Consider the following 26,354-nt stretch of genomic DNA (forward strand, 5'->3'; position numbering starts at 1 on the left):
TCCTCATGCTCCGCCCCCTCGGCGGCACCGATGAGGAGGTCACCGCCGTTTACCTCCCCATTGAACCGGTCAAACCCGCCTCCTTCCCTCAGCCCGACGCATCGGACCTCGGCGACTTTCGCTCTGCGAAACTCCTCCGCGATGCCCTCAGGCTCGGCTTCAGGGACACGACGGCTCCCCTCCGGAGCATTGCGCACATCGCATTCGAGCCTCGACCGTACCAGCTCGTTCCCCTGCTCATGGCACTCAGGCTCGACCCTGTCCGCCTTCTCATCGCCGATGACGTCGGCGTAGGGAAGACCATCGAGTCTGCCCTCATCGCCCGCGAACTCCTCGACCGCGGCGAGGTCGACCGCCTGGCCATTCTCTGCCCTCCGCACCTCGCCGAGCAGTGGCAGTGCGAGCTAGCCGAGAAGTTCAACATCGACGCCGAACTCGTCCTCCCTGGCACTGCCAGCCGCCTCGAACGCGGTCTTGGAATGAACGAATCCGTCTTTGACCGATACCCCTACGTCGTTGTCTCGACCGATTTCATCAAGTCTGACCGGCGCTGGCAGGAGTTCGTGAGGGCATGCCCCGAACTCGTTATCGTCGACGAAGCACACGAATGCGCCGACCAGTCCGGCGGACGTTCCAGCCATCAGAGATATCGCCTCGTCTCCGAAATCGCCCGGCATCCCTCGCGTCACCTCATCCTCGTCACGGCGACCCCACACTCAGGCAACGAGAGCGCCTTTCGTAACCTCCTCGGTTTTCTCGACTCCAGGCTCGGTCAGCTCCCCGAGGACCTGTCACCTGAGGCCCGCCGGGCTGAGCGCACGCTCCTCGCCAATCACTTCGTCCAGCGGCGAAGGTCAGACGTCCTCCGTTACCTCGACACCAGTACAACATTCCCACAGCGAGAGTCCGTCGACCGCACCTACAAGCTGAGCCTCGAGTACCGTCAGTTCTTTTACGACGTCCTCCGCTGGTGCAGGGAGCGGGTCAGACAGTCTGGTGGAGGAGAGCACCGCCAGCGAGTCCGCTGGTGGGCCGCCCTGGGACTTCTCCGTGCCATCGGCTCGAGCCCTGCTGCTGCCGCCGCAACCCTCTACGAGAGGGCCCTGCCCGAGGCCACTGCCTCAGCTGCAGAGGCCGATGACCTCGGCCGGCGGACCATCATGGACCTCACTGATGAGACCGCAGAGGGCACCGACGTCACCCCCGGCGCCGAGGTCGAATCCGACGAGCCCCAGCTCGGTTCCTCAGAACGCCGCCGGCTCCGTGAGCTGGCCCTTAGGGCCCAGCAGCTGATGGGCCCGGCCGACCGCAAGCTCGAAGCCGGCATTGCTGCCGTCCGAGAGCTGGTCAACCTCGGCAGGTCCCCAATCGTCTTCTGTAAGTTCATCGAAACCGCTGAATACGTCGCCGCCGCACTCCGCAATGAGCTGCGCGACGTCACCGTCGAGGCCGTCACCGGCAGGCTTCCGCACGACGAGCGTGAGCGTCGCGTCTCTGCCCTCGCCGAGCACCCGAAGCGCATCCTCGTCGCCACCGACTGCCTCTCCGAGGGCATCAACCTCCAGGAGCACTTCAACGCCGTCGTTCATTACGACCTGGCCTGGAATCCAACCCGTCACGAACAGCGCGAAGGCCGCGTCGACCGCTTCGGCCAGCCCAGGGAGAAGGTCGTCACCGTCATGCTCTACGGCGACGACAACCCCGTCGACGGCATCGTCCTCGATGTCCTGCTTCGCAAGCACCGGGCCATTCGCGAGAGCCTGGGCGTCAGCGTGCCGGTTCCTGAGAGCCAGTCCGTCCTCGAAGCCATCCTTGAGGGCCTCCTCCTCCGCGGCCGTCCCGACGAGGAGATCCTGGGCCAGCTCGAACTCTTTGAACGCGACGTCGTCGCTCCCCGGCGCATCGAATTCCACCGCGAATGGGACCGTGCCGTCGAACAGGAGCGCAAGTCACGCTCGCTCTTTGCCCAGGAGGGCATCAGGGCCGAGGAGGTTGCAGCCGAGCTGGAAGCTACCCGCCAGGCCCTCGGCGGGCCGCTCGATATTCGGTGGTTCGCCGAAAACGCCCTGGTTTCACTGGGCGGAGTCGTGACCCCCATCGGCCAGGATGGCCTCTCTGCCAGCCTTGCCCATGGCCCCAGGGCACTCCTCGACCAGCTCAGCCCCGAACGGCAGCCCGGCGCTCACAGCCACCAGGCTCATACGTTCTGGTTCCCCTTCTTGCGCACCCACCCCAATATTCAGGCCCTCGCATCCTTCGTCCTCGATACCGCCCTCGACCCCCAGGCCCCACCCGCACTCCGTATCGCAAGGCGAGGAGGGGTCATCCGTACCCGCGGCGTCCAACGCAGGTCGACCCTACTGCTCCTCAGGCTCCGCTACAACTTCGTCACCCGTCGCGGAAACGATGCCAGGCTCCAGCTCGGGGAAGAATCCGCGCTCCATGCCTTCGCCGGCTCTCCAGACCAGCCAGAGCTCCTGGGCCCCGCCGAGGCTGAGCGTCTCCTCAGCCTCGAGCCCGCGGCTAATGTCACGCCAGACCAGGCCAGGTACCACCTCCAGCGCATCATCGATGGACTCCCCGCCCTCCAGGACGCCCTCGCGGCCTTCGCCCATGAGCGCGCAAAGGCCATCTACCGTTCCCACGAGCGCGTCGCTGCCGGCGCCAAAATCCGCAGCCTCAACCTCTCCATCGAACCCTGCCTTCCGCCAGACGTCCTTGGCGTCTACGTCTACCTCCCGGTTGGCCAGCAATGAGCAGCCCCCGCAACCAGCTCTTCTCAACCATCCGCACCGAGGGCGGCATCCTGCCCCCAGACCTCCTCGCACGAATCGCTGCCAATGACCAGTCCCTCGGTGGCCTCGAGCCCGGCGACTACCACCTCTCCCCCGGCGACCGCCTTGGCGAGGCCATAACTCGCTCCTGGAACAGGCTCGTCGGCACCTGGCGCGCATTCAAAGATGAACTCGAGCGCCAGCAAGGCCAGCCTGGTCGGGGCGAGTCGGTCACGACGCTCACCAGGGAGCGCTGGCTGCTCCCCCTTTTCTCCGAGCTGGGCTACGGCAGGCTTCCCACGTCCAGGGCCATCGAAATTGACGGCCGGTCCTACCCCATCTCCCACAGCTGGGGTCCAGTCCCCATTCACCTCCTGGGCTGGGCCGTCGACCTCGACCGCCGCACCAAGGGCCTGGCAGGCGCAGCCTCGCAAAGCCCCCACGGCCTCGTCCAGGAGCTCCTCAACCGCTCAGAAGAGCGGCTTTACGGTTTCGTCTCCAATGGCCAGGCACTTCGCCTCCTTCGGGATTCCACTGCTCTGACGCGGCAGTCGTACGTCGAGTTCGACCTTGCCGCCATGTTCGATGGCGACAGCTACTCCGACTTCGTCCTCCTTTGGCTCACCTGCCACCAGTCCCGCTTCGAAGGCGAACCCCCGGAATCCTGCATCCTCGAACGCTGGCGCGAAGCCGCCCGCGAACAGGGGGTCAGGGCCCTCGATGCCCTCCGCCAGGGCGTCGAACAGGCCATCAACGAACTCGGCTCCGGCTTCCTTGCCCACCCCTCCAACTCTGCCCTCCGCGAAGCCCTCACCTCAGGTGCCCTCGACCGCCAGGACTACTACCGCCAGCTCCTCAGGCTCATCTACCGGCTCATCTTCCTCTTCGTCGCCGAAGACCGCGAAATGCTCTTCGCGCCCGGGGCCGACCCCCAGGCCCGCGAACGCTACACCAGGTACTACTCCACCTCACGGCTCCGCCGCCTCTCGCTCCGTCGCGTCTCTGCCCGGCACGGCGACCTCTGGGAAGGGCTCAAGGTCGTCATGCGTGCCCTCGATGCCCAGGGCGGCGCCCCTGGGCTCGCCCTCCCGCCTCTCGGCAGCTTCCTCTGGTCCCCACGCGCTATCCCACACCTCGAAGCCTCCAGCCTCTCCAACGACTTCCTCCTCCGGGCAGTCGGCCACCTGTCCCGTGTCAGCGACGGAGGGACCGTCCGCGCGGTCGACTACCGCAACCTTGGAAGCGAAGAGCTTGGCGGCGTCTACGAATCCCTCCTCGAACTGCACCCCGAACTCGATGTCCAGCAGGGCACCTTCACCCTCCGCGTTGAGGCCGGCCACGAACGAAAGACCTCCGGCAGCTACTACACCCCTCCTCAGCTCGTCCAGGCTCTCCTCGATTCCGCCCTCGAGCCCGTCCTCGCAGAGCGGGCACGGGCCAGCGACCCCGAAACCGCCATCCTCTCCCTCAAGGTCCTCGACCCTGCCTCAGGCTCAGGGCACTTCCTCGTCGCAGCTGCCCACCGCATCGCTCGCAGGCTCTCTGCGGTCCGCACCGGAGACCCAGAGCCCTCCCCCGAAGCCGTCCGCCGCGCCCTCCGCGACGTCGTCTCCCACTGCATCTACGCCGTCGACGTCAACGAAATGGCCGTCGAACTCTGCAAGTTCTCACTCTGGCTCGAAGCCCTCGAGCCCGGCAGGCCACTCTCCTTCCTCGATGCCCACATCCGGCGTGGCAACAGCCTGGTCGGCGTCACCCCTGCCCTCCTCGCCTCCGGCATCCCCGACGACGCCTTCAACCCTCATGCCCTCGACGACCCCGGTTCGGCCGCGGCGCTGAAGAAGCGGAACCGCGCTGAGCGCAAGCTCCTCCAGGACAGGGCAGCTCAGCTCACCCTCGACGAAGCCTCCGTGGCCGAAGTCCGCGAACTGGCTGAGGCCTCGACCAGGCTGTCGATGGCTCCCGACGATACCCCCGAAGAGCTCACCGCCAAAGAGCTGGCCTACCGCGACCTCATCGAGGGCCAGGCCTACCAGCACTCCCGCCTGGTCGCCGATGCCTGGTGCGCCGCCTTCTTCCTTCCAAAGCAGAAGGGGGCCGAGGCCATCACCACCGACATCCTCCGTCGTCTCGCTGCCAATCCCGAACTCGTGACGGCTGCACTCCGCGACCAGGTCCGTCGCCTCGCCCATGACCTCGGCTTCTTCCACTGGCACCTCGAGTTCCCCGAGGCCTTTCGGGTCGCCGACGACGCCCCGGAAAACCCCGAAGCAGGCTGGTCCGGCGGCTTCGATGTCGTCCTCGGCAATCCACCCTGGGAGCGGGTCAAGCTCGAAGAAAAGCAGTTCTTCGCCGAGAGGGCCCCCGGCGTTGCCGCAGCAGCAAATAAATCCGAGCGCGCCAGGGCCATTGCCCGGCTGAAGGAGGAGGAGCCGGCGCTCTTCGAGGCCTACCGGCAGGCCTTGCACCGTGCCGACTCCGAGCTTGGCTTCCTCCACAGCTCGGGCCGATACCCTCTGTGCGGACGCGGCGATACCAACACCTACGCCGTCTTCGCCGAAACCTTCCGCCTTCTGCTTTCGCCCGGGGGGCGGGCCGGCCTCGTCGTCCCGACCGGCATCGCCACCGATGCCACAACCCAGCACTTCTTCGCCGACCTCGTCGAGCGCCGCCAGCTCGCCAGCCTCTACGACTTCGAAAACCGGAAGAAGCTCTTTCCTGCGGTCGATAGCCGGATGAAGTTCTCCATCCTGACCATGGCCGGCCCTGCCCGCCCTGCGCCTGTCGCAGAATTCGCCTTCTTCTGCCAAGACGTAACCGACCTCGCCGACCCCGAGCGCCGCTTCACGCTCACCCCGGAGGACTTCCGGCTCCTCAACCCCAATACCCGCACTGCACCCGTCTTCCGCACCAGGCGCGACGCAGAGCTCACCCGCCACATCTACCGCCGCGTCCCCGTCCTCGTCGATGAAGCGAAGGGAGATGCCGGCAACCCCTGGTCCGTCGCGTTTCTGCGGCTTTTTGACATGGCAAACGACTCCGGCCTCTTCCGCACCTATGGCCAGCTCGAAGACGCCGGCTTCAGGCTCCACGGCAACATCTTCGTCCGCGGCGACGAACGCTACCTCCCCCTCTACGAAGCGAAGATGGTCCACCAGTTCGACCATCGCTGGTCCACCTACAACCACTCCGGCGCCACCGAAGACGTCCCCGACACCGCGAAATCCGACCCGGGCTGCACCGTCCTCCCCCGCTACTGGGTCCGCGAACGCGAGGTCGAGGATAGGCTCCTCGGCCGCTGGGACCGCGGCTGGCTCCTCGGCTGGCGCGACATCACCAACGCAACCAACGAACGCACCGTCATCTCCGCCGTCATCCCCCGCGCTGCCGTGGGCGATACGTTTCTCTTGGCGCTTCCCAGCTCTTCACACTATGCGCACGTTCTCCCGTTGGTGCTCAACTCCCTGGTTCTGGACTTTGCCGCTCGTCAAAAGGTTGGCGGGACCCACCTAAAGTTCCATACGTTCAAACAGCTTCCTGTCCTCTCCCCGAGTTCGCTCGCTGCCATTTGTCCTTGGACCCAATCCCAATTGATGGCCGACTGGCTGCGCCCCCGCGTCCTCGAACTGACCTTCACCGCCTGGGACCTCGTCCCCTTCGCCCGCGACCTCGGCTACCACGGCCCTCCCTTCCGCTACGACCCTGAACGTCGTGCCCTGCTCCGCGCCGAGCTCGATGCCTGCTTCTTCCGCCTCTACCTCGGCAGCGAATACGAATGGCAAGCCCAGGCGGGCCCGGAGCTCCGCGCCCTATTCCCAACGCCGCGCGATGCCGTGAGCTACATCCTCGACCAGTTCCCCATCGTCAAACGCCACGACGAGCAGCGCTACGGCTCGTACCGTACCGCCGAGCTTGTCCTTGAGGCCTGGGACCGCATCGCCGCTGCCGAGGCGGGCCGTGCTCCCTATCGGTCACTGCTCGACCCTCCGCCGGCCGACCCCTCCGTCGCCCATCCGGCGCCCGAGCCTGCCTCCTGAGGGTCGGCCGCCCCCCACTCCCGCACCGCACCGCGGCCCCGCACGCCAGGGGGTGTTCCGCACCGGCCGCGCCTTGGCCCGTCGAGGGAATGTGCCTCCTCCATCGCCGGCAATCTCGTCCCTGTTGGTGCCCCCAGGCTCGAAACCCTGGCCTGCCACCTGCCTTCCCTTGGGTCTTCCCGGTTGGCCGCTGTCTCTGGCCGTCGCCACGGAGTTCGCCCTGCCCCCTGGCCAGTCCCGCAGCCAGGCAGCCATTCCTGTCCTGCCCATCCGCGCCTCCGCAGCGACACCCCGAAGAACTGTCGCTCCCTCGTGCCATTGAGCAAGGCCGCGGGTCCCAGGCGTTGGCCCGGACGGAAAAACTGGGCAGGCTCCCGCATGCGCTGCCAGTCGGCGTCTCCGGTGGTGCCCGGCGTCAATTTCCGCCAGCCAGTTACCCTGCCGTCCCCGTGCAGTACCGGCACCTGCAGCCCCGGAGGCGAACTCGCCCTCCACGGTGCCAGTCGATGTCTGATTCAGGGGCTGAGCTGTGTCGTCGCACACTCATGGTCCAGCCTGTGTCGCCGAACGCTTGAACACTATGGTCAGTACGACCTGGTACCGGCCGACCCTCAGGAAGCGTTCCATCCCTCCATCGAACCGACCAATCAGGAAAGTGAAATGGTGATTATTCGGCACTCACCTTCGTTGTCCGAAGCTGGCGCTTCCTTCGCCCGGTTTCTAGACCTGACCAACCTCTGCGTGCGTTCGTCCGAGCATTAAAGGCCAGACCATCCTGTACTCGAACGACCTGCCCTTCCCTGGTGTCTGCCCCATCGACTCTTTCGAGCTTTAAAGGGCTTATCCCTGTGGTGTCCTCCCCGGCCTGGCCCATGCTCTCGAATGTAAAAATTTTTCATCGCGCACCTTAATTCAACGACGAGCCCTCTGCTGCACTCGTAGAATTCACACAGGACCTCGGTGGTCACGTAGTGATCGCTGGAGTCCCCTCCATCCCGCAAGGACCTCAGTTCAAACTTCCGGCCTGTCGGTTTGGAGGAATCTCTCCGAAAGGAGGTGAGAGCCGTGAGCGATCGGCTTACCTGCACGGTCGAGGAAGCTGCCAGGCTGCTCGGCATCAGCCGGACCCTGGCCTACAGGCTCGTCCAGTCCGGACAGCTTCCGTCGTTCAAGGTCGGCAAGCGGCGTCTCGTCCCGGTAGCAGCGGTTGAGGCGTTCATTGCCGACCAGCTCAGCTCCGCAAGCGCTTCCTGAAAACCTCACATCTGCAAGGAGAGAATCATGCTCGAGAACTGCATAGGTTCGAGCGCCATCAACGACATGCTCGATAAAACCAGAAACATGGCCGGGCAGCCTCTAGGCTCAGGATGCAGCCAGCCTTCGACGGACGGGTCCTCCGGCAAGCTCTGCAGCACTGCCGCAAGGCAGGCGTCCTCCGTTAATCGGCGGGCCCGCAGGTTCGCCTCCGCAGGGACCGGCCAGCCTGGGGCCAGCCTGGGTGACATCGCCAGGCGGTCGCCCGGCTTACCTCCCGAGCCAGTGCGGACGGGGGATGTCCCTGCCCTCGAAGGGGACCCGTCTGACGACGGCATCGACGGGCTTGATGCCCGGCACGAGCCCGCCCCCTCCTTCGTGGCCGGCGTTGCCGCGCCTGAGCCTGTGGGCAAGGAAGCTCGGGGTGCCCTCCCGGCAGGCGCCGACACGGCTGGGAACAGCGCCTGCCGCGAGGCCGCCCTCTCCTACGCCCGCCGCGGCTGGGCCGTGCTCCCGCTCAGGCCGCGGGGCAAGGAGCCGCTGACCGAGCACGGCGTCAGGGACGCCACGACCGACCCCGCCAAAATCGAGGAGTGGTGGAACCGCTGGCCTGATGCCAACGTCGGCATCGCCACCGGCGCCGTCTCCGGGCTCGTCGTGCTCGACGTCGACCCCCGCAACGGCGGCGACGAGGGGCTGCGGGACCTGCTCGGCCGGCACGGCGGCTGGGGCATCCCGGCCGATGAGGGCGGCTACCCCGAGACCCATACGGTCCTGACCGGCGGCGGAGGGGTGCACTACTACTTCGCCGTCGAGGGCCCGGCGCCGTCGCGGAAGCTGGCACCTGGCGTCGACCTGAAGGGGGACGGCGGCTACGTGGTCGCCCCGCCGTCCCTGCACCCTAGCGGCCAGTCGTACATGGCGGAGGACAGCACCGAGCACCTGTCGCCGGTGCCGGCGCCGGCATGGATCCTCCGGGCCGCCGGCGCCCGCAAAGCGCCCCTGTACCGCGAGCTGGAGGGCGGGCCGGTGCACGAAGGCCAGCGGAACGAATGCCTCGCGAGCCTGGCCGGCAAGCTGCGCCGCGACGGGCTGTCGGCGGAGGAAATCGCGACCGCGCTGCTGGCCGTCAACGCCGCACGCTGCCTCCCCCCGCTGCCCGAGGATGAGGTCCGCCGCATCGCCGACTCTGTCTCCCGCTACCCCGCGGGCACCCTGGCCGAGGCCGCGCCGGCCGAGACCTCTGACCCGATTGAGTACTTCACCAACGAGAAGGGCACGTGGCGTCGGAAAAAAGACCGCGATGGCCGCGTGGTCGTTGACCAGCTTGCCACGTTCAGTGCACGCATCACGCGGGAAATCACCGTCGATGACGGCGAGGCCCAGGAGCGGGAGTTCGAAATTGAAGCCACGGTCAACGGCAGGACGAAGCGCTTCACGGTCAGGGCATCGGAGTTCGCGGCGATGGACTGGGTCCTCGAGCATCTTGGAGCTCAAGCCGTCGTCATGCCTGTCCCCTCGGCCAAAGACCATCTCCGGGCCGCTATCCAGCAGCTCTCAGGGAGTGTGCCCGACGACCGGATCTTCACGCACCTGGGCTGGCGCGAGGTTGACGGCCGGCACGTCTTCCTTCACGCCGGAGGCGCAGTCGGCGCAGACGGAGTCCGAACCAGGCCGCCGGCTGACCTGCAGCGGTTCGTCCTGCCGGCTCCCCCCTCGCAGCAGCACCTTTGCAGCATCATCCGCGAGGTTCTGCCCCGGCTCACCAATGTCGCGGCGCCGCCCACCGCCTGGACGCTCCTCGGCGCAGCGTTCCTGCCCACGCTGTTCGAGCCAGACTTTGCAATCCACCTTACAGGCCCGAGCGGCGCACGGAAGACCGAGCTGGCTGCGCTTGTCCAGCGGTTCTATGGGGCCGGCATGGATGCCCGGAACCTGCCTGCGAGCTGGCGGTCCACGTGGAACGCCCTCGAGACTCTGGCCTTCCTCTCGAAGGATTGCGTGCTGGTGGTCGACGACTTTGCTCCAACCGGCTCCGTTCAGGACGTCACGGCGCTGTACCGCTCTGCCGAACAGTTAATCCGCGGCGCCGGCAACCGTGCAGGCCGCCAGCGGCTGGGCAGGGATGCCAGGCTCCAATCTGGGAGGCGGTCGCGGTGCCTCATCCTGAGCACCGGCGAAGACATCCCTCCTGGTCTGAGCCTGCGTGCGCGGCTCTGGACGTCCGACGTCGAGCCCGGAGATGTCCAGCTCCAAGTTCTCACCGAGCTGCAGCGGCGCGGAGCCGAAGGCGCATTTGCTGCCTTGCTGGCCGGATGGCTGGCGTGGATGGCGGCAGACTTCATGGCCATTCGGGCGAAGGCCAGGGAGATGTTCGAGTCCCGCCGGAATGAGCTTGCAGCAAGCCGGCACGGAAGAACGGCATCCGCTCAGGCCGCTCTTGAGGCAACCGTCAGGGTGGTTCTCGAGTTTTGTGTTCAGGTCGGGGCCTTCACCCAGGGCGAAGCCGATGAACTCTTCCGACGAGCCGTCGCTGCGTTCAACGAGGGCGCTTCGTCCCAGGCCGCAGCCCAGCGGGAGAGCGACCCCGCGCGACGGTTCCTCGACCTGCTCCGCTCGGCCCTCGGCAGCGGGAAAGCTCACATCGCCGATGTCTCCGGAGATTGTCCGGACACGAAGCCCGGGGTGCTCGGCTGGCGCGAGACCGGCGCGACCATGGGCGGGGAATGGCGGCCCCAGGGCGCCTGCATCGGCTGGGTCGACAGCGAACACATCTACCTCGACCCCAGTGCCGCTCTCGCGGCTGCCCAGCAGGCCGCCCCGGCAAGCGAGCCTTTCGCAATCACCAGCCGCGCTCTCGGCGGCGCGCTCAAGCAGGGGAAGTACCTGGCCTCTACTGACGAGAGCAGAGGCAAGAACAAGGTGCGAAAGACTATCAACGGGGTCAGGCGGGAGGTGTTCGTGCTCCCCATCGGGGCACTCCTGGAGGGCTCCCGAGAGGTCGAACTGTGAAAGAGCTGCTTAAACGCTGCTACCGGGCGGGGCTCAAGGTCTCCATCAGCGACGCCGGAAACCTGAAGGTCAGCCTTCCTGATACCCCTGAGGCTGAGTCGCTGCTCGAGGAGCTCAGAGCGCATAAACAGGAGGTGATCAATTACCTCAGCACCAGTTCGCTTCAGGGAGGACACCTCGCAAGGCTGGCCGTCGAACCTGAGCTTCGGCGGTACTGTCACTGCACTCTCCGGCCTCAAATTGGGCAGGATGTCTCCCGCACCGTGGAGGAGATTGTCGACCTGTGCGAGCGCAACCCTGGACGGGAGCCCGTCCTGGTCGATGTCATTCACCCTGACGGCTCCATCCAGCAGAAAAACCTGCAGGCGCACGCCGACCGCGGGGTGCGCAAGGTGCTTGCAATGATTGTCCTCGACTGCAACCTCGGCGCAGCGCAGCGAGCCTTCCGCGGACAACCGCCAGTTTTGAACCAAGGGGGAAGAGATGAGACGCCGATTCAACGGTGAAGGGTCGGTCTACAAACGCAATGACTCGCGGCGGGCGAAGCCCTGGGTTGCCGAAATCACGCTGCCCAACGGCAGGCGGAAATGCGCATATGCCAGGACGAAGTCGGAGGCGATCGAGCTGCTCAGAACCATGCATGCTCAGGTTCGGCAGGGCCTGCTCCCGCCGTCGAGCGAGCGGCTTACCGTGGAGCAGTACTTCACCGAATGGTTGGCAATGATGGCCGGAAGGCTGAAGCAGTCATCGCTCCGCACGTACCGCGAACGGGTCGAGTACGTCATTCTTCCGAACCTCGGCCACCGTCAGCTCTCCAAACTTCACCCCCTCGAGCTCGAAAGGCTGTACCGCCAGCAGCTCGAGAGAGGGAACTCGCCAGCCACGGTGCAGCTGCTCCGCCGCATCGTTCACCGCGCTCTGGAAGACGCCGTCCGCCTCGGCTACCTGCCAAGAAATATCGCCAAGAGTGCGGTGCCGCCGCGGGGAGCCGGCTCACGGGCGGAGAAGGCGATGCCGCCTGAGGAGGCGCGCCGGCTCCTGGAGGCCGTCCGCGGGGACCGCCTTGAGGCGCTGGTCGTGCTGGCGCTTACGACAGGGATGCGGAAAGGTGAGCTCCTCGCCCTGCGCTGGCGCGACGTCGACCTTGAGAGCGGGTCGCTTCTGGTGTCGGGGACGCTCGTACGGACTGAGGGAGACTACCGCATCGAGCTGCCCAAGTCGGCTTCGGGCCGCCGGCGTATCCCGCTGCCGCCGCTGGCTGTTGAGGTGCTCCGTGCCCACCGTCAGCGTCAGCTCGAGCAGCGGTTGCACGCCGGGCCGGCATGGCGCGACCTCGACCTCGTCTTCTGCCGGCCTGATGGGTACTACCTCAACGAACGGTCAGTCCTGAGGTGGTACTACGAGCTGCTTGAACGCGCAGGGCTGCCCAGGCATCGCTTCCATGACCTTCGCCATACCGCCGCAACTGCGGGGCTGACCAGCGGCGCAAGCCTGCGCGAGATTTCGGCGCTGCTAGGGCACTCTCGGCCATCAATGACGCTCGACATCTACACCCACGCAGTGCCGGGCGCGGATGAAAAGGTTGTCCGCCGAATCGCGGAGACCCTCATGAGCTGACCTCCCGGTCGGCCACCTGGGCCGTTTGGGCCGCTTGCCTGGGCCGGTTCACGAAAAGGACCGGCCCAGCGCTTTTGTTCCGTAGGGAACGCCCCCGCACGTCAATGCACCGTTGAGAACATCATTTCTGGAAATGGGCCGATTGGGCCCGAAATTCAAAGCAGACCCCCCAGCGTCTCGCCGAAGGCGCCTGAGCGGCCTGCTGCCCGGCGCCCCGGCCGAGGAGCCCTTCCATGCCCCGACGGGGTTCCGTTGCTGTCAAATTGCTGTCACGCCTGCGCCAGCCGCTCAATTATCGTCAAACAAAGATTCGATCTCGCCGGTTTGTTAGGGATGCCCGCAAAGGTGAAATTGGGTAGTCATTGACGAGGCGATTCATGGGCCAACCTTATCCGACGAAGGCAGGTGGCAGTCCATCCGGTCTTGCCCAGTCTCTTACCGTAGGTGGCGGGTGGGGACTTTGGTGGCCAATCGGCGGTCAGTCCTGTCCAAGCCGCTACCGAAAGGCTGCCCACCTGATTGGACTCGCCCCGGACCGGTCCCAATGGCGGTTCAGAGCGCGCCCCCTAGACGAACTGCTCTTCAGGCAGTTCTCAGGTCTCGGATTTACCGGAATCGACCTTTGCGCCAACGATTGCAGCCATTGCAGCGAGCGACTGTGGCGGAGCCTGTCGGTTTGTAGACCCTCGGCGGTTCCGCGGTCCTCACGCGCACGAGTGGAGCCCAGTCTCGACAGACCACCCTATGGTCCACGGCCCCCCGCTCCTGCGCCCGCGCATACCCCAAGGGGTAGCGGTCCGGTGGCACATGTACCCCAAGTGAGCGAACGTGTGCCCCGCCGAGAGTGGTACGAAGAGATTTGCCAGGCGGGTGTCGGTCCGGCCCTAGTTGGCCTCGTTGAGGACTGCAAGTGTCGATGCCATTGGCCATTGGCACGGCCTGGCAGACCACCTATTGCAGCCTGCCACTCGAACTGCGCCTTTGGTGCCCGTTGATCGGTCCTCGAGAAGGGCTAGCATGCAGGTTGCGCGTCACACATCTTACTGCAGCCAACTGCCGCCGGACCCTGCATTGCCCGCACAGGTGTGGTGACTTCATGGACTGTTCTTGATCCCTTACGATGGCCGGTGTTGTTGGAAAAGCTTGCCAGAACGTGCTTGCGATTAAGGCTTTATTCTCATCAAACTTGTCGGATGGATTATGATCTACTTTTCTCCGAGATAATCACAAAAGCGGATTAATCGAATGGCCGTATAACTGGTTCCTTCAAAGCATAAACAGAATCAGTTCTGAATAATCGAAGCGGAAATGTGATGTATTTCTACAAAACCGCGCCTTAAAATCTCGCTTATGTGACAATCATAATTGCTCAGAGGTATCATCAAGAGAAAGCCCGATGGGGGTGACAATGAAATTCCTGCAAGCTCCCCTTGCATTGTTGCTGTCGATGCTCTTCACATTCCATAGACATGCTGTAGTCGCCTCGCTGAGCCTGGGCCATGTTCACGGACTCTTGGGGCTCCGGGGGCGACGGGCTGCGAAATTGGCGCCGGCCGCCACGGAGTGACACCTGCCCGCCGGCTGGTAAAGGTCCTGGCGAGGCTGCTCGTCCAATTCCTCAGTGACGATACGGTCAACCCGTCGAGGGCACGCTGCTTCCCATCGTCATACCCCCCTTGCAGGACGGTCTCTCGACACGGTCTCCCACTCGATATGCCGGCAATCCACGAGCCTTGCCCGGAGTGACTGCCTGTGGCTTCCGCCGTCGCGTGGAGTGGACGGGACGAAAGCTGACCGCGGAGTTGGGCTCATGGATTTAACGCCAGCTGCCTCTGTCCGGGCACTCCTGTGCCTTGCCCACTGCCCCATGCCGAGCGAGGGGGATCCCTTGAGCGTCGTAGAGCAAGCATCCCGTGGTTTGACTTGCGCTGCTAAGTGGCTCCCGGAGGCGTCCCGCGGGCCGGTGGGCACAGCGGGTGGTGGTCATCTTCAGCAGCGGTCTACGCCCTGCTTCGGATGCTGCCGCAAGGGCCGCTGGAGTCCCGTTCATTCCCCGTCCTTTCTCCTCTCTTTGACTCGGCGTCAGGAAGAAGAGGCCAGAGAGGTTGGCGTGGGGGGAGCACCGCCTTCAACGCGGTCTGGCCGGTTGTGCTGCCTTCTCGCTGGATTTTGGGGCTCTGTAACGTGATTGCAGGACACACGCCACCTTTAATGCTCTGGCCGAGGTAGGACTGGTAGGCCACGATGAGCTGGTGGACGATGGCCGGGATGGCCGTGAACTCGATGCCCACGAGGCCAACCTGGCGGCCATTGTTGGTCTGTATCAGGAACAAAAAGCGGTCACTTTCAGACAGCACAATTCCCGTGAAATTTGTCGGCAGAAAGCCGTTGGCAATGAAATCCCGGACAGCCCGGTTGGAGGCCTTGCGGAACTGGCAGGCGAGGCAGGAGACCTCCTGGCTCATGGCGATTTCCTCCGGCTGGTGTCTTCAGGCCACATTGCACCACAGGCCTGCTATACTCTGCCCCGGAGGCCCGCTTCAGGTGGGGTAGGGGGAGTCTGGGCCGCGCGACATGACACACCCGCGCCGCTTTGCGGCGCATTGGGGGTCGCGGGGTGTGGGTGGAGGCTCTTGGCTTTGGCTTATGGCCATGGCCTATAGAGGCTGTCTATCCAGGCTATAGGCCTATTGGCCTTCTGGCTTATGGCCTGGCCTAAGGCCTATAGGCCTATAGCCGAGGGCTTAAGAGACTAATAGTCTCTTAAGCCCGAGGCCAGGGGAGAAGAGACTATAGTCTCTTCTCCCCTAATTCCTGGCCTACTAAGGCTTGGAGACTTAATGTCTCCAAGCCTAGGCTTGGCCTATATGGCCTATTCTTGGCCTAATGGCCTATAGGCCCTCAGGCTTTATGGCCTTCGGGCCTAATGGCCTTACTGGCCTGTATGGCCTATGGCCAGGCCTGTATGGCCCTCAGGCCTTAGGTGGCCTTCGGGCCATGGCCTGTTGGCCTACTGGCCTATGGCCAGGTCTTACCGGCCAAGGGCCTGTCTCAAATCCCAGGCCCAATAGGCCCAAGAGGCCCAATGGCCAGTGTCCTCCCGTCACTGCCAACAGCCCACGGGTAACCAACCCCCGGACCGGGAAACCTTTGGCCCTGTGAGCCCGTGTAGTGGCCGTAGCGCCACGAAATGCCCCCAGGCAGACCAATCAGGGGGGTCACGCCGGATTTTGGCCATTCTGTGAGCCCACAGGGCATTCTCCTCCGGAGAATGGTTCCAGGAGGCCCCCAGAGAGGCCCGTGCATAGAAGCCATCTATCGGAGGCGATAGACGATGCCTATGGGCTTTGGGCAGGCTTTCCGGGCTCCCGGAGAAGGGCCTCGAATAGGAGTGCCGTATATGTCTGATAGACGCTCTCTATGGGCTTCTGTCTGCTTGGCTGGCCCTCCAGAGAGGGGCCCGGAATAGGAGTCCGCTATGGGCCTGATAGACACGTCCTATGCATCTAGCCCGGGCATCGGCCTGGCTGCCAGGCAGGTCCCCTGTGAGTTGTCTTAAAAAGTCGACGGTACTAATGCACTCAAAAGCCAAGAAATCAGAGGCCCAGTTGGCAAGTCTGAGGCCTGAAATTGTCAACACACCAGGCTGGGCTCGAGCCATCTGAAAGGTTCTTAACACATGCCTGGGCGACGGGTCGGGCCCGACCTTTAATGCTAGATGGCCAGGAAGGCTTCAAGGCTGGTTAGGGGGGTACTACGCCCCCCGGCCCGGGGGGCCGGGGGAAGCCCCCGGGGCCGGGTCGGGCCGGGCCGGCCGCGACCTTCGCACTATCAAACTTGGGCAAATCGGTCTTGGCGTTCCCAACAGTTTGGAAGGTTTGGGAAGCTGCCCTAGCCAAGCAGGGACGGGTCGACGGCCTAGCCGCGCAGGCTTCGCGGCCGGCTCCAGTCCGAGCCCGGGGCGGGCGGCAACCCTGGTGCGCATTCCCCAATTCGGTGGCCGCCACCGGGTACGACCTGGTGGCGGTGACACGAACACCCGCTTCGCTCGGCGGCTTGGCCGTCGTTGTGGTCGTCGTAGAAGTGTTCAGAGGTGCGTCCATTCTATGTGACTTCTGTCCCTGCAGTTGTCCGTGCGGCACAGCGAATCGGTCGCGGGTGCTCCGGTTGCCGGCAGTGCCGCCGGTATCGGCCGTTCCGCCGGCCTGCCTCAGTCGCAGGTGCCGCAGCCGAGCCGACGTTGCGGCCGGGCTGTCGGTTGTCAACACGGATAGCGAGCGCGGTCGCGGTCCCGCCGGGGCATCGTCAGGGTACCGGGCTGTCCGGTCTTGAGCCGTAAGCCTCGTGTATCGCGCCCGGGCTGCCCAGCACTCTCGAATCGAGGGCCTCTTTCGCCTGCCCCGATTTACCCATGTTCACATGGTCTTGCCTTCTTCCGGCGTCGGGTAACTCCATCGCCGTTCTTGGATTCGTGAGGGAGGGCTTGCTCAGACGGAACTACAGCAGTTGCCCCGAGGCCCGCGGGTCGTCGAGGTATGCCTTGGCGGTGGTGCCGGCGGCCCTTTGAAGGATTCCTGTTGCTCTCTCTGTCCGCCTATTCCCGACCTGTGTCAGAAACTCCTGCCCGTTTACTATTTCGACCTCGACCCCGAGCCCGGACGTGACGGGTGCATATCACACCCTAGTTGACTGGGAGCCTTGCCATTCTCTGCCTGCCCGGGGCTGGCAGGACACAGCGAAAGGTACGCCCCCGGGTCGCCCAACATTTACCACGAGGCAGGGTCGAGGACGTCGAGGAGAATGCTGGCCGCTCCCACCGAGCCTCGGCAGCCAGCGGCAGGGCCGAAATCCTTTGAACACTCTCCCTTTCCTTGCTCGAGTACGATTCGCAGGTCGATGTGGGGTCCCTAGTGGCGGCTCACATCCGAGCGTGGCTCGGTCGCGCCGGTAAGAACTGGGACTAGCTCAGGGCCGCCATCAAGCAACACGCCCGCGCTAAGGTCCGGTTGCGGCCAGGCGATACCGGAAGCGCCGGACCCCTTGCCCCTCGAACGCAGACAGCATGGTTCGCCGTGCGGCGATGCCATTCTCGGAGCTACGTCCCTGGGCTCTTGGCGTCGTCAGGGTGCGGCCTGCCCTTGCACCCAATTAAGTCCCCAGCATTTCCCCCCGGCCGCCGGCTCCGATTTGGTCCCGCTTGGTTGCTTGGAGTCTATTCGTTCTGCCCTGAGCCCCTTGAGCGCTTCCGCATCGCGTGCACCATCTCCTCGATGACCTGGCGGTCGGCCGGACTCAGCAGGCTAATCATCGTCGCCAGGCGGACAACATCGGCCTGCCCCTGAGGGGCGGCGCCGGCCGCGTCGGTCTCATAGCCCATCGCTTCCAGGATTTCCCAGCCCGGAAAGCCGTAGACCTTGCGGAGCGCATTGAACGGCTCCGGGTAGATGATGGCGATTCTGCCAGTTTCGATGGAGCCGATGTACTCCCTCCGGACGCCGGTGAGTTTCTCGGCCTCGTGCTGGGTCAGGCCGAGCCGCTCGCGGTACTGGCGAAGGAGCGCTCCGGTCTGCTTTGCCTTATCGCGCTGTCCTCTCTTATCGACCGTCATGACCATCTCGGCTCAGCCCCTTCCACCCGGCGTGCTGGCCGGGATTGTCTGCGTTTGTGTCCCTCAGTATGCAGACACCGTATGGTGCCCGCAATGAACCTCGCCCCGAGGCTATGTTCCTCTGCCCGGCACCGTGGCCCGACCAGCCTCCGGTGCGCTCGGTCAACTCCCGGTAGGTTGCCGCCTTTACGGGTTGCGCGATGAACCAACCGCCATCCCGATGATGCCCGTCGGGGGCCCGTGTTTGAGGAGGATAGGCATTTGAACCATCGGCTCTCGAACCGAGGCCCTGGGCGTGTTGACGTAATGTCCTACCCGCCTTCGGACCCATAACCCAGCTCGTGGTTGGCGCGCGCGGTGTTCACAGCGGAGTCCAGGCAGCACGTAGGCTCAGGCGGCGAACCTACCTGCAAGGCGTCGGCGAACCTTGATTCTGCGCGATGCGGCAGTCCGTCTGGTTTGGGGCTGCACGGCGTCGGCGTAGCCCCTCGCCGCCGACGCGAGCGATCGCTAGCTGAACTGAACCTCGAGTTAGACTCGGAGTTCTCCCCGGCTGATATGGGCGTCGGGTTGACTGACAGGCCAGATTTGTTCCGATGCGTGCTTTACCAGAGCTGGCATCCTAGCTTGGCGTTTACATCAGGGGGCCGTTGATTGGTTTGCTCTTTCCTCGGGAGGCGAGTCCATCCTCGCGTTAGCTTGGACTTATGCTCATGCGAGTCTTGGATTCCTCGTGGTGCTCTGGTCCGAGGGCCAAAGAGCCTTTAGAGGATGGCCGCAGTGCCACGCCGGGAGTCCTTCCTGTCACCTGACCCGATTGTTCGCCCCAGCTCGTCCGACAACGGCAATTGAGCCTGTCAGCCTTGTTGGCGCACCTGGTGCGGCGTTTTTTCCGGGCCCCCTGACTTGAAAGCTCTGGCCTTAATCGGGAGGAGCCCTCGCCGCCGCGTGCGGTCGGCGGTGACCCCCGTGAGAACGAGGCTGGCCGGCGCCGGGGCAAAATCCGGGAGAGTAAGGATATTAGGCCGGTGCCCCAAGGACTCCACAAGCCCCAGACGAGATCAAGGCCCATGAGCGGAATAATTCTCCGGGAAAGAGCGGAATAATGCTCAGGCAGATTCAGCCTTGCCGGTGCCCGTCTCAGATTCGGCGATGGCCTGTGTCCTTCAGTAGCTGACCTGTGATTATGAGTCGTGCACTCTGACCGGCTGAGCTACCCTGCCCCATCTTTCCCAATCTACCACGACCCGTTCTTCTGCGGCAGCGCCGGCACGGCTCACACCCCGCCGGCTGCCCCCTATCCGTCCACCCGCTCCGTCCGCCACCGCACGCCGCCGGCGTCAAAGTCCACAATCACGCACAGCCCCGCGCGGCGGTTTGCGTCGCTCAGCGGCATCGGCGCACCCGAGTAGACCGCCGTCACCCCATGACGGCTCACGTCGGCATGCGGCTCCCAGTGCCCCAGCGCGAAATAATCCCAGTGCCCCCGCGCCGCGGCGAGCTCGTGCTCATGTATCGGGAGCGACCGGTACGTCTCCCCGCCCTCCGGGACGAAGTGGCCATGCGCGAGCGCGATGTGCCATCGCCGGTCGAGCCGCTCCGGCAGCCCATCGAGCGGCCGGAAGTGCCAGTCCGAGTCGAGATACGCCCGCCCCCAGACCACGAGGTCCAGCCCCTCCGGCTCGTGGATCTCGCCACGGTGCGCCCGCACAATCGTCAGCTGCTTCGCGATCGCCTCCATATCGTGCCGCCAGTAGATGCTCCCCGGGTCCATCGGGTCGTGGTTCCCCGGGATGAGGAACGCCTGCCCCTCGAACCGCCCAATCTGGGCGGCAGCCCACGCCACCGTCTCCGCAGGCACCCGGTCGTTATCGAAGATGTCCCCCGCCAGCACCAGGACGTCCGCGCGCTCCCGGTTGGCGAGGTCGATCACACGGCAGAACGCAGCCTCCATCCGCCGGCGCCGCTCCACCCATGCGGGGTGGTCGTTTCCCGCGTACGCGCCGAGATGCACGTCGGAGGTATGCACCACCCGCAGCGGCCGCGGCTCACGCACCGAGCGCCTCCCGCATCCCGGCCAGCTGCCGGCCGTGGTCGAGTGCGTGCAGGCGAAGGAACAGCAGCCACTCGCGCCAGTTCAGCTGGCCGAAGAACGGGTGCTCCCAGCGCACCTCGAGATGGGCGCCGGGGTCGGCCGCACGCACGTGCTCGTAGAGCGAGGCGTTGCCGGCCGCCTGGGCTTCGAGGAGCCTGTCGCGATCGCGCGGCAGCTCGGGCGGTCCGTTCTCCGGGCGTTCGCCGGTCAGCGCCACGTGCAGCACCGCAGTTGCGACCTGCAGGTTCCAGCCCACCACGTGGGCGAGGCAGTCCATCGGGCTCCACGCGTCACCGGGCGGATGCTCCCCGTACCGCTCCGCGGGGATAGCCCGCGCGGCGGCGAACAGCTCGGCCATTCCGCCTTCGACCCGTTCGATCAGCTCCTCGATGCTCCGCGACGCCGCCTGTGCCACGAGGTACTCCCGGATGCGCACCCGTTCCGATTCCGGCATCGTCATGCCCCGGCTCCTTCCCCGGCGAACCGCCGGTAAAACTGCAAAGTCGAAAACCCGGCCGCACGGCGCGCCGCCGGCCGCAGCTCTCCGGGGACCCGGAGTCGGTGCCAGCGGTGCTCAACCATCACCACGGTGCCGCCCGGACGTGCAGCCTCGGCCAGCGCCGCAATCGCCGCCTGCTGTTCGTGCCGGGGCAGGTGCCCGACATAATGGGCGGCGATGACCGCGTCGAACACCCTGCTCACCCGGCGCAGGTCACGCCCGTCCCCGTGGACCACCACGCCCTCGCCCAGCCGCTGCGTTGCCGCAGCGACGAAGTACGGCGAGAGTTCGATTGCGCGGAACTCGATGCCCGGCAGGCGCGCCCGCAGCGCTGCCAGCAGCCTCCCCGGGCCGGGGCCCACCTCGAGCACGCGCCGTGCACCGGTCCGCTCCAGCCATCGTGCCAGCAGGGCGACAACCCGGCCCTCGCTCCCGGCCCAGTAAAGCGGCCGGATGAGCCGGTCGTACAGCGCCGCGCTCCGGGCAGAACAGTACCCGTCGGGAAGAAAATGCCACCTGCGGAAGTACCAGCCCGGGTACTCGACGCCCCGCACCGCGGACGGGTGCCGCTCCAGCGCCGACCGCAGCGCTGCTGCCCGTTCCCTCGGCATTCCCTGCAGCCACATGCCTGCGCATTCTCGCCGCGGCGGTGGGTCCTGTCACGCAACCCTTGCCGGCCCGTAGAATGCCCCGGCATCCCACCGGAGGTAGTTCCCCATGATTACGGTCGTTGCGAAGCTGCAGGCCCAGCCCGGCAAGGAGGCCGAACTCCGCGCTGCGCTCACAGAGATGGTCGCCGCCGTCAAAGAGAAGGAGGCGGGAGCTGTTCCAGCGTATTCGCTCCACGTCTCCGACTCCGACCCGGCGACCTTCCTGTTCTACGAAAACTACCGCGATGCTGCTGCCTTCGAGGCCCACGGCAAGACCGACCACATGCGCGCCCTCGGAGCCAAACTCGCCGGGCTGCTCGCGGGCCGTCCCGTCATCGAACGCTACACGAAGATCGCCGGCGTCGACTGAACGTCGGCTTTCCCCGGGGTGGTTGTCCCTTAGCACGGCCGGCGCGAACGTTCCCCCGTGGACCTCGTTCGCGCCGTCGTGCTGGGCATCGTCCAGGGCCTCACGGAATTCCTCCCCGTCTCCAGTTCCGGCCACCTGATCCTCATTCCCGCCCTCTTCGGCTGGGACGACCAGGGCCTGGCGTTCGACGTCGGCCTCCACGGGGGCACGCTCCTCGCGCTGCTGGCCTACTTCTGGCGTGACTGGTACGTCATGTTCCGCACCGGCCTGGCCGACCTCGCCCGGCACGGCGCCCGCGTATCTAACTGGCGCACCGATACGCGCCTGCTCTGGCTGCTCGCCCTCGGCTCGCTGCCCGCAGGTGTCGTCGGCTTCCTGTTCAATGACTGGATCGAGGCGCATGTCCGCCAGCCGTGGCTCGTTGCCATCATGCTCGCGCTGATGGGCACGGTGATGCTGCTCGCCGACCGGCTTGCCGCCAACCGCCGGCCGATCGCGACCGTCGGCATGACCGATGCGCTCATCATCGGTGTCGGCCAGGCCCTCGCGCTCGTCCCGGGCGTCTCCCGCTCCGGCGCGACCGTCACCGCCGGGCTCGCGCGGGGGCTCCGCCGCGAGGATGCCGTCCGCTTTGCCTTTCTGCTCGGGACACCGGCCTTCGTCGGGGCGCTCCTCCTCAAGTCGGCCGACCTCGCCGCCCTCTCCGGCACCGAGGCCCGCGACATGCTCGTCGGCTTCGCAACTTCAGCCATCGTCGGGTTCGCGGCGATTCACTTCCTGCTCCGCTGGGTCCGGACCCGCTCGTTGTTGGTCTTCGTGCTCTACCGGTACGCGGTCGCCATCCTCGCCCTGGCCATCGGCGCCTACCGCATCGCCTGAGCGGCCCGCAGCAGCCCCGGCCACTATGATGCACCTACACCAGCATCCCCGGAGGTATCCCCATGGTCCTCGAACGTCTCCGGCTCGATGGCCCGCCGCGCAAGGTGGTCATCGTGACGGGCGGCGGCCGCGGCCTCGGTAAAGCAATGGCCATCGCGCTTGCCGAAGCCGGCGCCGACATCTGCATTGCCAGCCGGACCCGCGCGCAGCTCGAAGAAGCCGCCGCCGAAATCCGTGCAGCAAGCGGCCGCGACCCCCTCATCGTGCCGACCGACGTGCGCGTCCGCGAACAGTGCGACGAGCTGGTCGCGCGCACAGTCGAGCACTTCGGCAGGCTCGACGTCATGCTCAACAACGCCGGCATCGGCGACCGCCGCGGCGCCGGCAACCGCATCCAGGACCTCGACGACGCCGACTGGCAGGACACGATCGAGGTCAACCTCTACAGCACGTTCTATTGCTCCCGCGCCGCCGTCCGTCAGCTGCTCAAGCAGGGCACCGGCGGCGTCATCGTCAACGTCGCCAGCGGCACCGCCCTCCGGTCGTCGCCCCAGTCGCTCGCCTACGCCGCCGCTAAGGCCGGGGTTATCTCGCTCACGAAGAGCCTGGCCGCCCAGGTGGTCGGCGAGAACATCCGCGTCAACTGCATCATCCCCGGCTTCGTCGCCCAGGCCCCGGCGCAGTCCGAAGAAGAGGCCGCCATGCGCGCCCAGCGCGGGCGGTTTATCACTGTCCGCCGTCTCGGCGAGGCCTGGGAGCTCGGCCCGCTCGCCGTCTTCCTCTGCTCCGACGCTTCCAGCTACATCACCGGCGAATCGTTCGTCATCGACGGCGGCGGTCTGGCCGGCGGCGTCGCCCCCACCGGCTGGGTGGTCACCGAACCCGCGGAGGTGCGCCATGGCTGAGTGGAACCGCAAGCCCGGCTTCGACCTGACCGGGAAGAAGGCGCTGGTCGTCGGCTGCGCCAACCCGGCCGGCCGCGCCATCGCGCTCGCCCTCGCCGAAGCCGGCGCCGACGTCGCCGTCGCCTCGGCCACGACCGACGGCGAGGAGATGCTCGAAGCCCGGCGCATCGCAAAGGCCGTCACCGAACTAGGGCGCCGCTCCTTCGCCCAGGGCTGGGACGTCACGCTCCCCACCAACGTCCAGGTCAGCATGAAGCAGCTCGGCAAGGAGTTCGGCCGCCCGACCATCCTCGTCTACAACGCCGACCTGCCGTTCGCAAAGCCGTTCGACAAGGTGACGGATACCGAGTTCGCCCGCCTCCAGGCTGTCAACCAGAACGGCGCCTTTTACACGGCGCGCAGCTTCGTCCGCGAGTTCCCCGAAGGCGAGGGGCCGGGCCGGCTCATCTTCGTCACCTCGATCTTCGCCGAGCGCGGCGTCGAAGGCCTCGCCGCCTACACTGCGGTCAAGTCCGGCGTCATCGGCCTTTCCACAGCGCTCTCACAGGAGCTCGCCGCCCGGGGCTTCACGTCCAACTGCATCGCTACCGGCTGGATGGACTGGACCCCCGGCCGCGGTCCCGATGAGATCGGCGCCAACCTGCTGATGCGCTTCATCCCGATGCGCCGCTTCGGCCGCGCCGACGAACTCGGCCCCCTCGCCGTCCTCCTCGCGTCCGAGGCCGCCGGCTACATCAGCGGCCAGGTCTTTCACGTCGACGGCGGCGTCAGCCAGCACCTGTAGCGCTGGCGGGCGGGCGCGCTACTCGGCGTGCCCGCCTTCCGCCCGCTGCCGCTCCAGCACCCTGCCTAGGGCCCGGCCCTTATCGGGCGTTGGGTCTTTCACCAGGCCGTAAATCTCCCGCCCTTCGTGGCCCTCGGGCAGGTACTCGGTGATCGGCAGGCCCTCCTCGGTCACGAACAGGAGACAGTGGCAGTACTTGTAGATCTGCATCTCGTCGCATGCGCAGATCCAGGTCCGCCGCTTCACCTCCTCGTCCTTCGGCAGGTACAGCCCCTCCGGCCAGTTTCCGTTCTCATCCTTGGAGGGATAGAAATTGCACGGGCAGAGCGGCCGGCCGTACTCGTCCAGGTTGGCCGCCAGCCCCAGGATCACCCCTTCAGTGATGTACGGGTCTGGGTGGAAGTGGGTCCCCGACTTCTCCGCGTACTTCCGCGCGTACGCCCACATCTTGTCGATCGAAGCCTGGCTCGGCCTGTCCAACGGCGCTCCTCCTTAGCTGTTACCCTGATTATCCGGCCCGCGGGCGAACCCTGCTCGTTCCGCGTACCATGCGGCCATGCCCCGGGCTCATCCCCTCGTTCCCCGCATCGCCGCCGCCATGCGCGAGGCCACCCTGGCGCTCGGGCGGCACCCGACGCTCAGCGAGGTCGCCGAAGTCGCGGGCTTCACCTGCATCGACGCCGGGCTCGGCGTCTCGAGCGCAAATGTCGCGCTCCCGACGGCGGTCGCCGGCCCTGCTATGCCCGCGCTGCGCGAGGTCGCAGCATGGTTCGCCGCCCGCGGCCTCAACTTCCGCGTCGACCTGCCGGCCGATGCGCCGTCCGACCTCATGGCCGCCGCGATGACCCTCGGCCTCCGCTTCCGCGAGCGCCAGCCCGTGATGCTCCTCGAGCGTGTTTGGCCCGCGCCGTTGCCCGGCGAGCTCGACGTTCGGCCTGTCGCCGATGACCGCGACGTCCAGGACTTCTGCGCGATCGACACGCTCGAGTTCGAGGATGACCCCCTGCTCGCGTCCATCATCGCCGCCGCGCGCGACGCCCCGGCCGTTCGTCTGCTGACAGGCTTCCTCGAGGGCCGGCCGGTCGCACGCATCGCCGCCATGCTCCACGGCGACCTCGCGACCCTCCACAGCCTCTACGTCCACCCTGCCTTCCGCCGGCGCGGGCTGGGCACGGAGATGACCCTCCGCGCCCTTGCGCTGGTCCGGTCCGAAGGGGCAGCCGCTGCCGCCCTCGCCTCGACGCTGGCAGCCGTGCCGCTCTACGAGCGGCTCGGGTTCCAAACTATCGGCGCCACCATCGTCATGGGCTGCGACGGCCCGCTGAGCTGACCGCTCAGATCGTCAGCCCGCCGAGCCCCTGCACGCCCCGGACATACTCAATCTCGCCCACATGGCGGTACCCGTGGCTCAGGCACACGCCGTAGATACCGTCCCAGAGCGACATCTCCCCGAGCGGCTTAATCGTGACTTTCCGCTCGTCGAACTCCTCGGGTGACATGCTGGCGAGGTACCGGTCCGTCGCTTCCCAGACCTTCTGCTGATACTCGTGCCACTTCGCAACGTCGGAGATCCGGACGGCGTTCGCCTCGTCGGCCGTCATGCCGGTGCCCTGGCTGGTGCGGGGCAGGCCGAAATATTCGTGGTAGTTGCCCTCCAGCCACACGGTCGGCTTCTGCTGGGCCACCCAGTTGATGATGTTGTCTTCGGTCCGTACGTAGTGCCAGAGGCTGAAGAACGCGCTGACGCCGCCCTCCTGCGGGCGGAAGTTCAGCTGCTCGGCGGTCATCCCCTCGACCGCCTTGTCGAGCAGGTCATGCATCGACCTCAGCGAAGTGCGCAGGATTTCATGAGCTGTCCGGGGCATCGGTC

At 66.0% G+C, this 26,354-nt stretch carries 18 protein-coding genes; 11 read left to right on the forward strand and 7 right to left on the reverse strand.

The features are described from left to right. Positions 1-5 precede the first annotated feature (5 nt). The 6 genes from Tbon_RS11890 (at position 6) to Tbon_RS11915 (ending at position 12,694) form a co-directional block, all read left to right on the forward strand. Complete coding sequence (locus Tbon_RS11890; protein WP_225734617.1) at positions 6-2,756, forward strand: helicase-related protein; 2,751 nt, start codon at positions 6-8, stop codon at positions 2,754-2,756. Continuing rightward, complete coding sequence (locus Tbon_RS11895) at positions 2,753-6,811, forward strand: Eco57I restriction-modification methylase domain-containing protein (RefSeq protein WP_158067904.1); 4,059 nt, start codon at positions 2,753-2,755, stop codon at positions 6,809-6,811. Before Tbon_RS11890 ends, Tbon_RS11895 begins: the two co-directional genes overlap by 4 nt. Before the next feature lie 1,065 nt (positions 6,812-7,876). Continuing rightward, positions 7,877-8,065, forward strand: a complete 189-nt coding sequence (locus Tbon_RS11900; RefSeq protein WP_225734618.1) for a helix-turn-helix domain-containing protein — start codon at positions 7,877-7,879, stop codon at positions 8,063-8,065. Between the two features lie 285 nt (positions 8,066-8,350). Next, positions 8,351-11,077, forward strand: a complete 2,727-nt coding sequence (locus Tbon_RS13975) for a bifunctional DNA primase/polymerase (protein WP_225734619.1) — start codon at positions 8,351-8,353, stop codon at positions 11,075-11,077. Continuing rightward, positions 11,074-11,583 carry a hypothetical protein gene (locus Tbon_RS11910; protein ID WP_158067906.1) on the forward strand — a complete coding sequence of 170 codons (510 nt, stop codon included), beginning with the start codon at positions 11,074-11,076 and terminating at the stop codon, positions 11,581-11,583. Before Tbon_RS13975 ends, Tbon_RS11910 begins: the two co-directional genes overlap by 4 nt. A 130-nt stretch (positions 11,584-11,713) precedes the next feature. Beyond that, the gene (locus tag Tbon_RS11915) at positions 11,714-12,694 is read left to right on the forward strand and encodes a tyrosine-type recombinase/integrase (RefSeq protein WP_192497960.1); all 981 of its coding nucleotides are present in this window, start codon (positions 11,714-11,716) and stop codon (positions 12,692-12,694) included. A gap of 2,000 nt (positions 12,695-14,694) precedes the next feature. Here the strand turns inward: Tbon_RS11915 and Tbon_RS11920 are convergent. The 5 genes from Tbon_RS11920 to Tbon_RS11940 all read right to left on the reverse strand — a co-directional run bounded on the left by Tbon_RS11920 (position 14,695) and on the right by Tbon_RS11940 (position 21,522). Next, a complete protein-coding gene (locus Tbon_RS11920; RefSeq protein ID WP_158067908.1) occupies positions 14,695-15,159 on the reverse strand; it encodes a hypothetical protein in 465 nt (154 codons plus the stop codon). Between the two features lie 2,747 nt (positions 15,160-17,906). After that, entirely contained in the window at positions 17,907-18,302 is a 396-nt protein-coding gene (locus tag Tbon_RS11925) for a helix-turn-helix domain-containing protein (protein WP_192497961.1), read from the reverse strand. A gap of 1,297 nt (positions 18,303-19,599) precedes the next feature. Beyond that, positions 19,600-20,358 carry a metallophosphoesterase family protein gene (locus tag Tbon_RS11930; RefSeq protein ID WP_158067910.1) on the reverse strand — a complete coding sequence of 253 codons (759 nt, stop codon included), beginning with the start codon at positions 20,356-20,358 and terminating at the stop codon, positions 19,600-19,602. Continuing rightward, positions 20,351-20,857, reverse strand: a complete 507-nt coding sequence (locus Tbon_RS11935; protein WP_158067911.1) for a DinB family protein — start codon at positions 20,855-20,857, stop codon at positions 20,351-20,353. Before Tbon_RS11935 ends, Tbon_RS11930 begins: the two co-directional genes overlap by 8 nt. Next, positions 20,854-21,522, reverse strand: coding sequence for a class I SAM-dependent methyltransferase (locus tag Tbon_RS11940; RefSeq protein ID WP_158067912.1), 669 nt, complete (start codon positions 21,520-21,522; stop codon positions 20,854-20,856). The genes Tbon_RS11935 and Tbon_RS11940 overlap by 4 nt, the downstream gene beginning before the upstream one ends. 91 nt (positions 21,523-21,613) lie before the next feature. Between Tbon_RS11940 and Tbon_RS11945 the strand changes: the two genes are divergently transcribed. From Tbon_RS11945 to Tbon_RS11960, 4 genes are all read left to right on the forward strand, one after another. Continuing rightward, positions 21,614-21,916 carry a putative quinol monooxygenase gene (locus tag Tbon_RS11945; protein WP_158067913.1) on the forward strand — a complete coding sequence of 101 codons (303 nt, stop codon included), beginning with the start codon at positions 21,614-21,616 and terminating at the stop codon, positions 21,914-21,916. Positions 21,917-21,973: 57 nt separating this feature from the next. Continuing rightward, positions 21,974-22,795: an undecaprenyl-diphosphatase UppP gene (gene uppP, locus Tbon_RS11950; protein WP_158067914.1), complete on the forward strand. Its 822-nt coding sequence runs from the start codon at positions 21,974-21,976 to the stop codon at positions 22,793-22,795. Positions 22,796-22,857: 62 nt separating this feature from the next. Next, entirely contained in the window at positions 22,858-23,700 is an 843-nt protein-coding gene (locus Tbon_RS11955; protein WP_158067915.1) for an SDR family NAD(P)-dependent oxidoreductase, read from the forward strand. After that, on the forward strand, positions 23,693-24,484 hold the full coding sequence (locus Tbon_RS11960) for an SDR family NAD(P)-dependent oxidoreductase (RefSeq protein WP_158067916.1): 792 nt from the start codon (positions 23,693-23,695) through the stop codon (positions 24,482-24,484). The genes Tbon_RS11955 and Tbon_RS11960 overlap by 8 nt, the downstream gene beginning before the upstream one ends. 18 nt (positions 24,485-24,502) lie before the next feature. Here Tbon_RS11960 and Tbon_RS11970 read toward each other — a convergent pair whose 3' ends face one another. Further along, positions 24,503-24,964 carry a ferredoxin-thioredoxin reductase catalytic domain-containing protein gene (locus Tbon_RS11970; RefSeq protein ID WP_225734620.1) on the reverse strand — a complete coding sequence of 154 codons (462 nt, stop codon included), beginning with the start codon at positions 24,962-24,964 and terminating at the stop codon, positions 24,503-24,505. 76 nt (positions 24,965-25,040) lie between these two features. Here Tbon_RS11970 and Tbon_RS11975 point away from each other — a divergent pair, with 76 nt between their 5' ends. After that, a complete protein-coding gene (locus tag Tbon_RS11975; protein WP_158067917.1) occupies positions 25,041-25,814 on the forward strand; it encodes a GNAT family N-acetyltransferase in 774 nt (257 codons plus the stop codon). 4 nt (positions 25,815-25,818) lie between these two features. On the opposite strand, the gene Tbon_RS11980 is transcribed toward Tbon_RS11975, so the two are convergent. Next, complete coding sequence (locus Tbon_RS11980; protein ID WP_192497962.1) at positions 25,819-26,304, reverse strand: DinB family protein; 486 nt, start codon at positions 26,302-26,304, stop codon at positions 25,819-25,821. Between the last annotated feature and the right edge of the window lie 50 nt (positions 26,305-26,354).

The sequence above is a fragment of the Tepidiforma bonchosmolovskayae genome, from assembly GCF_008838325.1.
In the GTDB taxonomy this organism is placed as follows: Bacteria; Chloroflexota; Dehalococcoidia; order Tepidiformales; family Tepidiformaceae; genus Tepidiforma; species Tepidiforma bonchosmolovskayae.

What these genes read in the sequence shown, in the direction of transcription:
- Tbon_RS11890 (WP_225734617.1), top strand. Translation starts at nt 6, where the DNA reads ATGCTCCGCCCCCTCGGCGGCACCGATGAGGAGGTCACCGCCGTTTAC.
- Tbon_RS11895 (WP_158067904.1), top strand. Translation starts at nt 2,753, where the DNA reads ATGAGCAGCCCCCGCAACCAGCTCTTCTCAACCATCCGCACCGAGGGC.
- Tbon_RS11915 (WP_192497960.1), top strand. Translation starts at nt 11,714, where the DNA reads ATGCATGCTCAGGTTCGGCAGGGCCTGCTCCCGCCGTCGAGCGAGCGG.
- Tbon_RS11920 (WP_158067908.1), bottom strand. Translation starts at nt 15,159, where the DNA reads ATGAGCCAGGAGGTCTCCTGCCTCGCCTGCCAGTTCCGCAAGGCCTCC.
- Tbon_RS11925 (WP_192497961.1), bottom strand. Translation starts at nt 18,302, where the DNA reads ATGACGGTCGATAAGAGAGGACAGCGCGATAAGGCAAAGCAGACCGGA.
- Tbon_RS11935 (WP_158067911.1), bottom strand. Translation starts at nt 20,857, where the DNA reads ATGACGATGCCGGAATCGGAACGGGTGCGCATCCGGGAGTACCTCGTG.
- Tbon_RS11940 (WP_158067912.1), bottom strand. Translation starts at nt 21,522, where the DNA reads ATGTGGCTGCAGGGAATGCCGAGGGAACGGGCAGCAGCGCTGCGGTCG.
- Tbon_RS11945 (WP_158067913.1), top strand. Translation starts at nt 21,614, where the DNA reads ATGATTACGGTCGTTGCGAAGCTGCAGGCCCAGCCCGGCAAGGAGGCC.
- Tbon_RS11955 (WP_158067915.1), top strand. Translation starts at nt 22,858, where the DNA reads ATGGTCCTCGAACGTCTCCGGCTCGATGGCCCGCCGCGCAAGGTGGTC.
- Tbon_RS11960 (WP_158067916.1), top strand. Translation starts at nt 23,693, where the DNA reads ATGGCTGAGTGGAACCGCAAGCCCGGCTTCGACCTGACCGGGAAGAAG.
- Tbon_RS11975 (WP_158067917.1), top strand. Translation starts at nt 25,041, where the DNA reads ATGCCCCGGGCTCATCCCCTCGTTCCCCGCATCGCCGCCGCCATGCGC.
- Tbon_RS11980 (WP_192497962.1), bottom strand. Translation starts at nt 26,304, where the DNA reads ATGCATGACCTGCTCGACAAGGCGGTCGAGGGGATGACCGCCGAGCAG.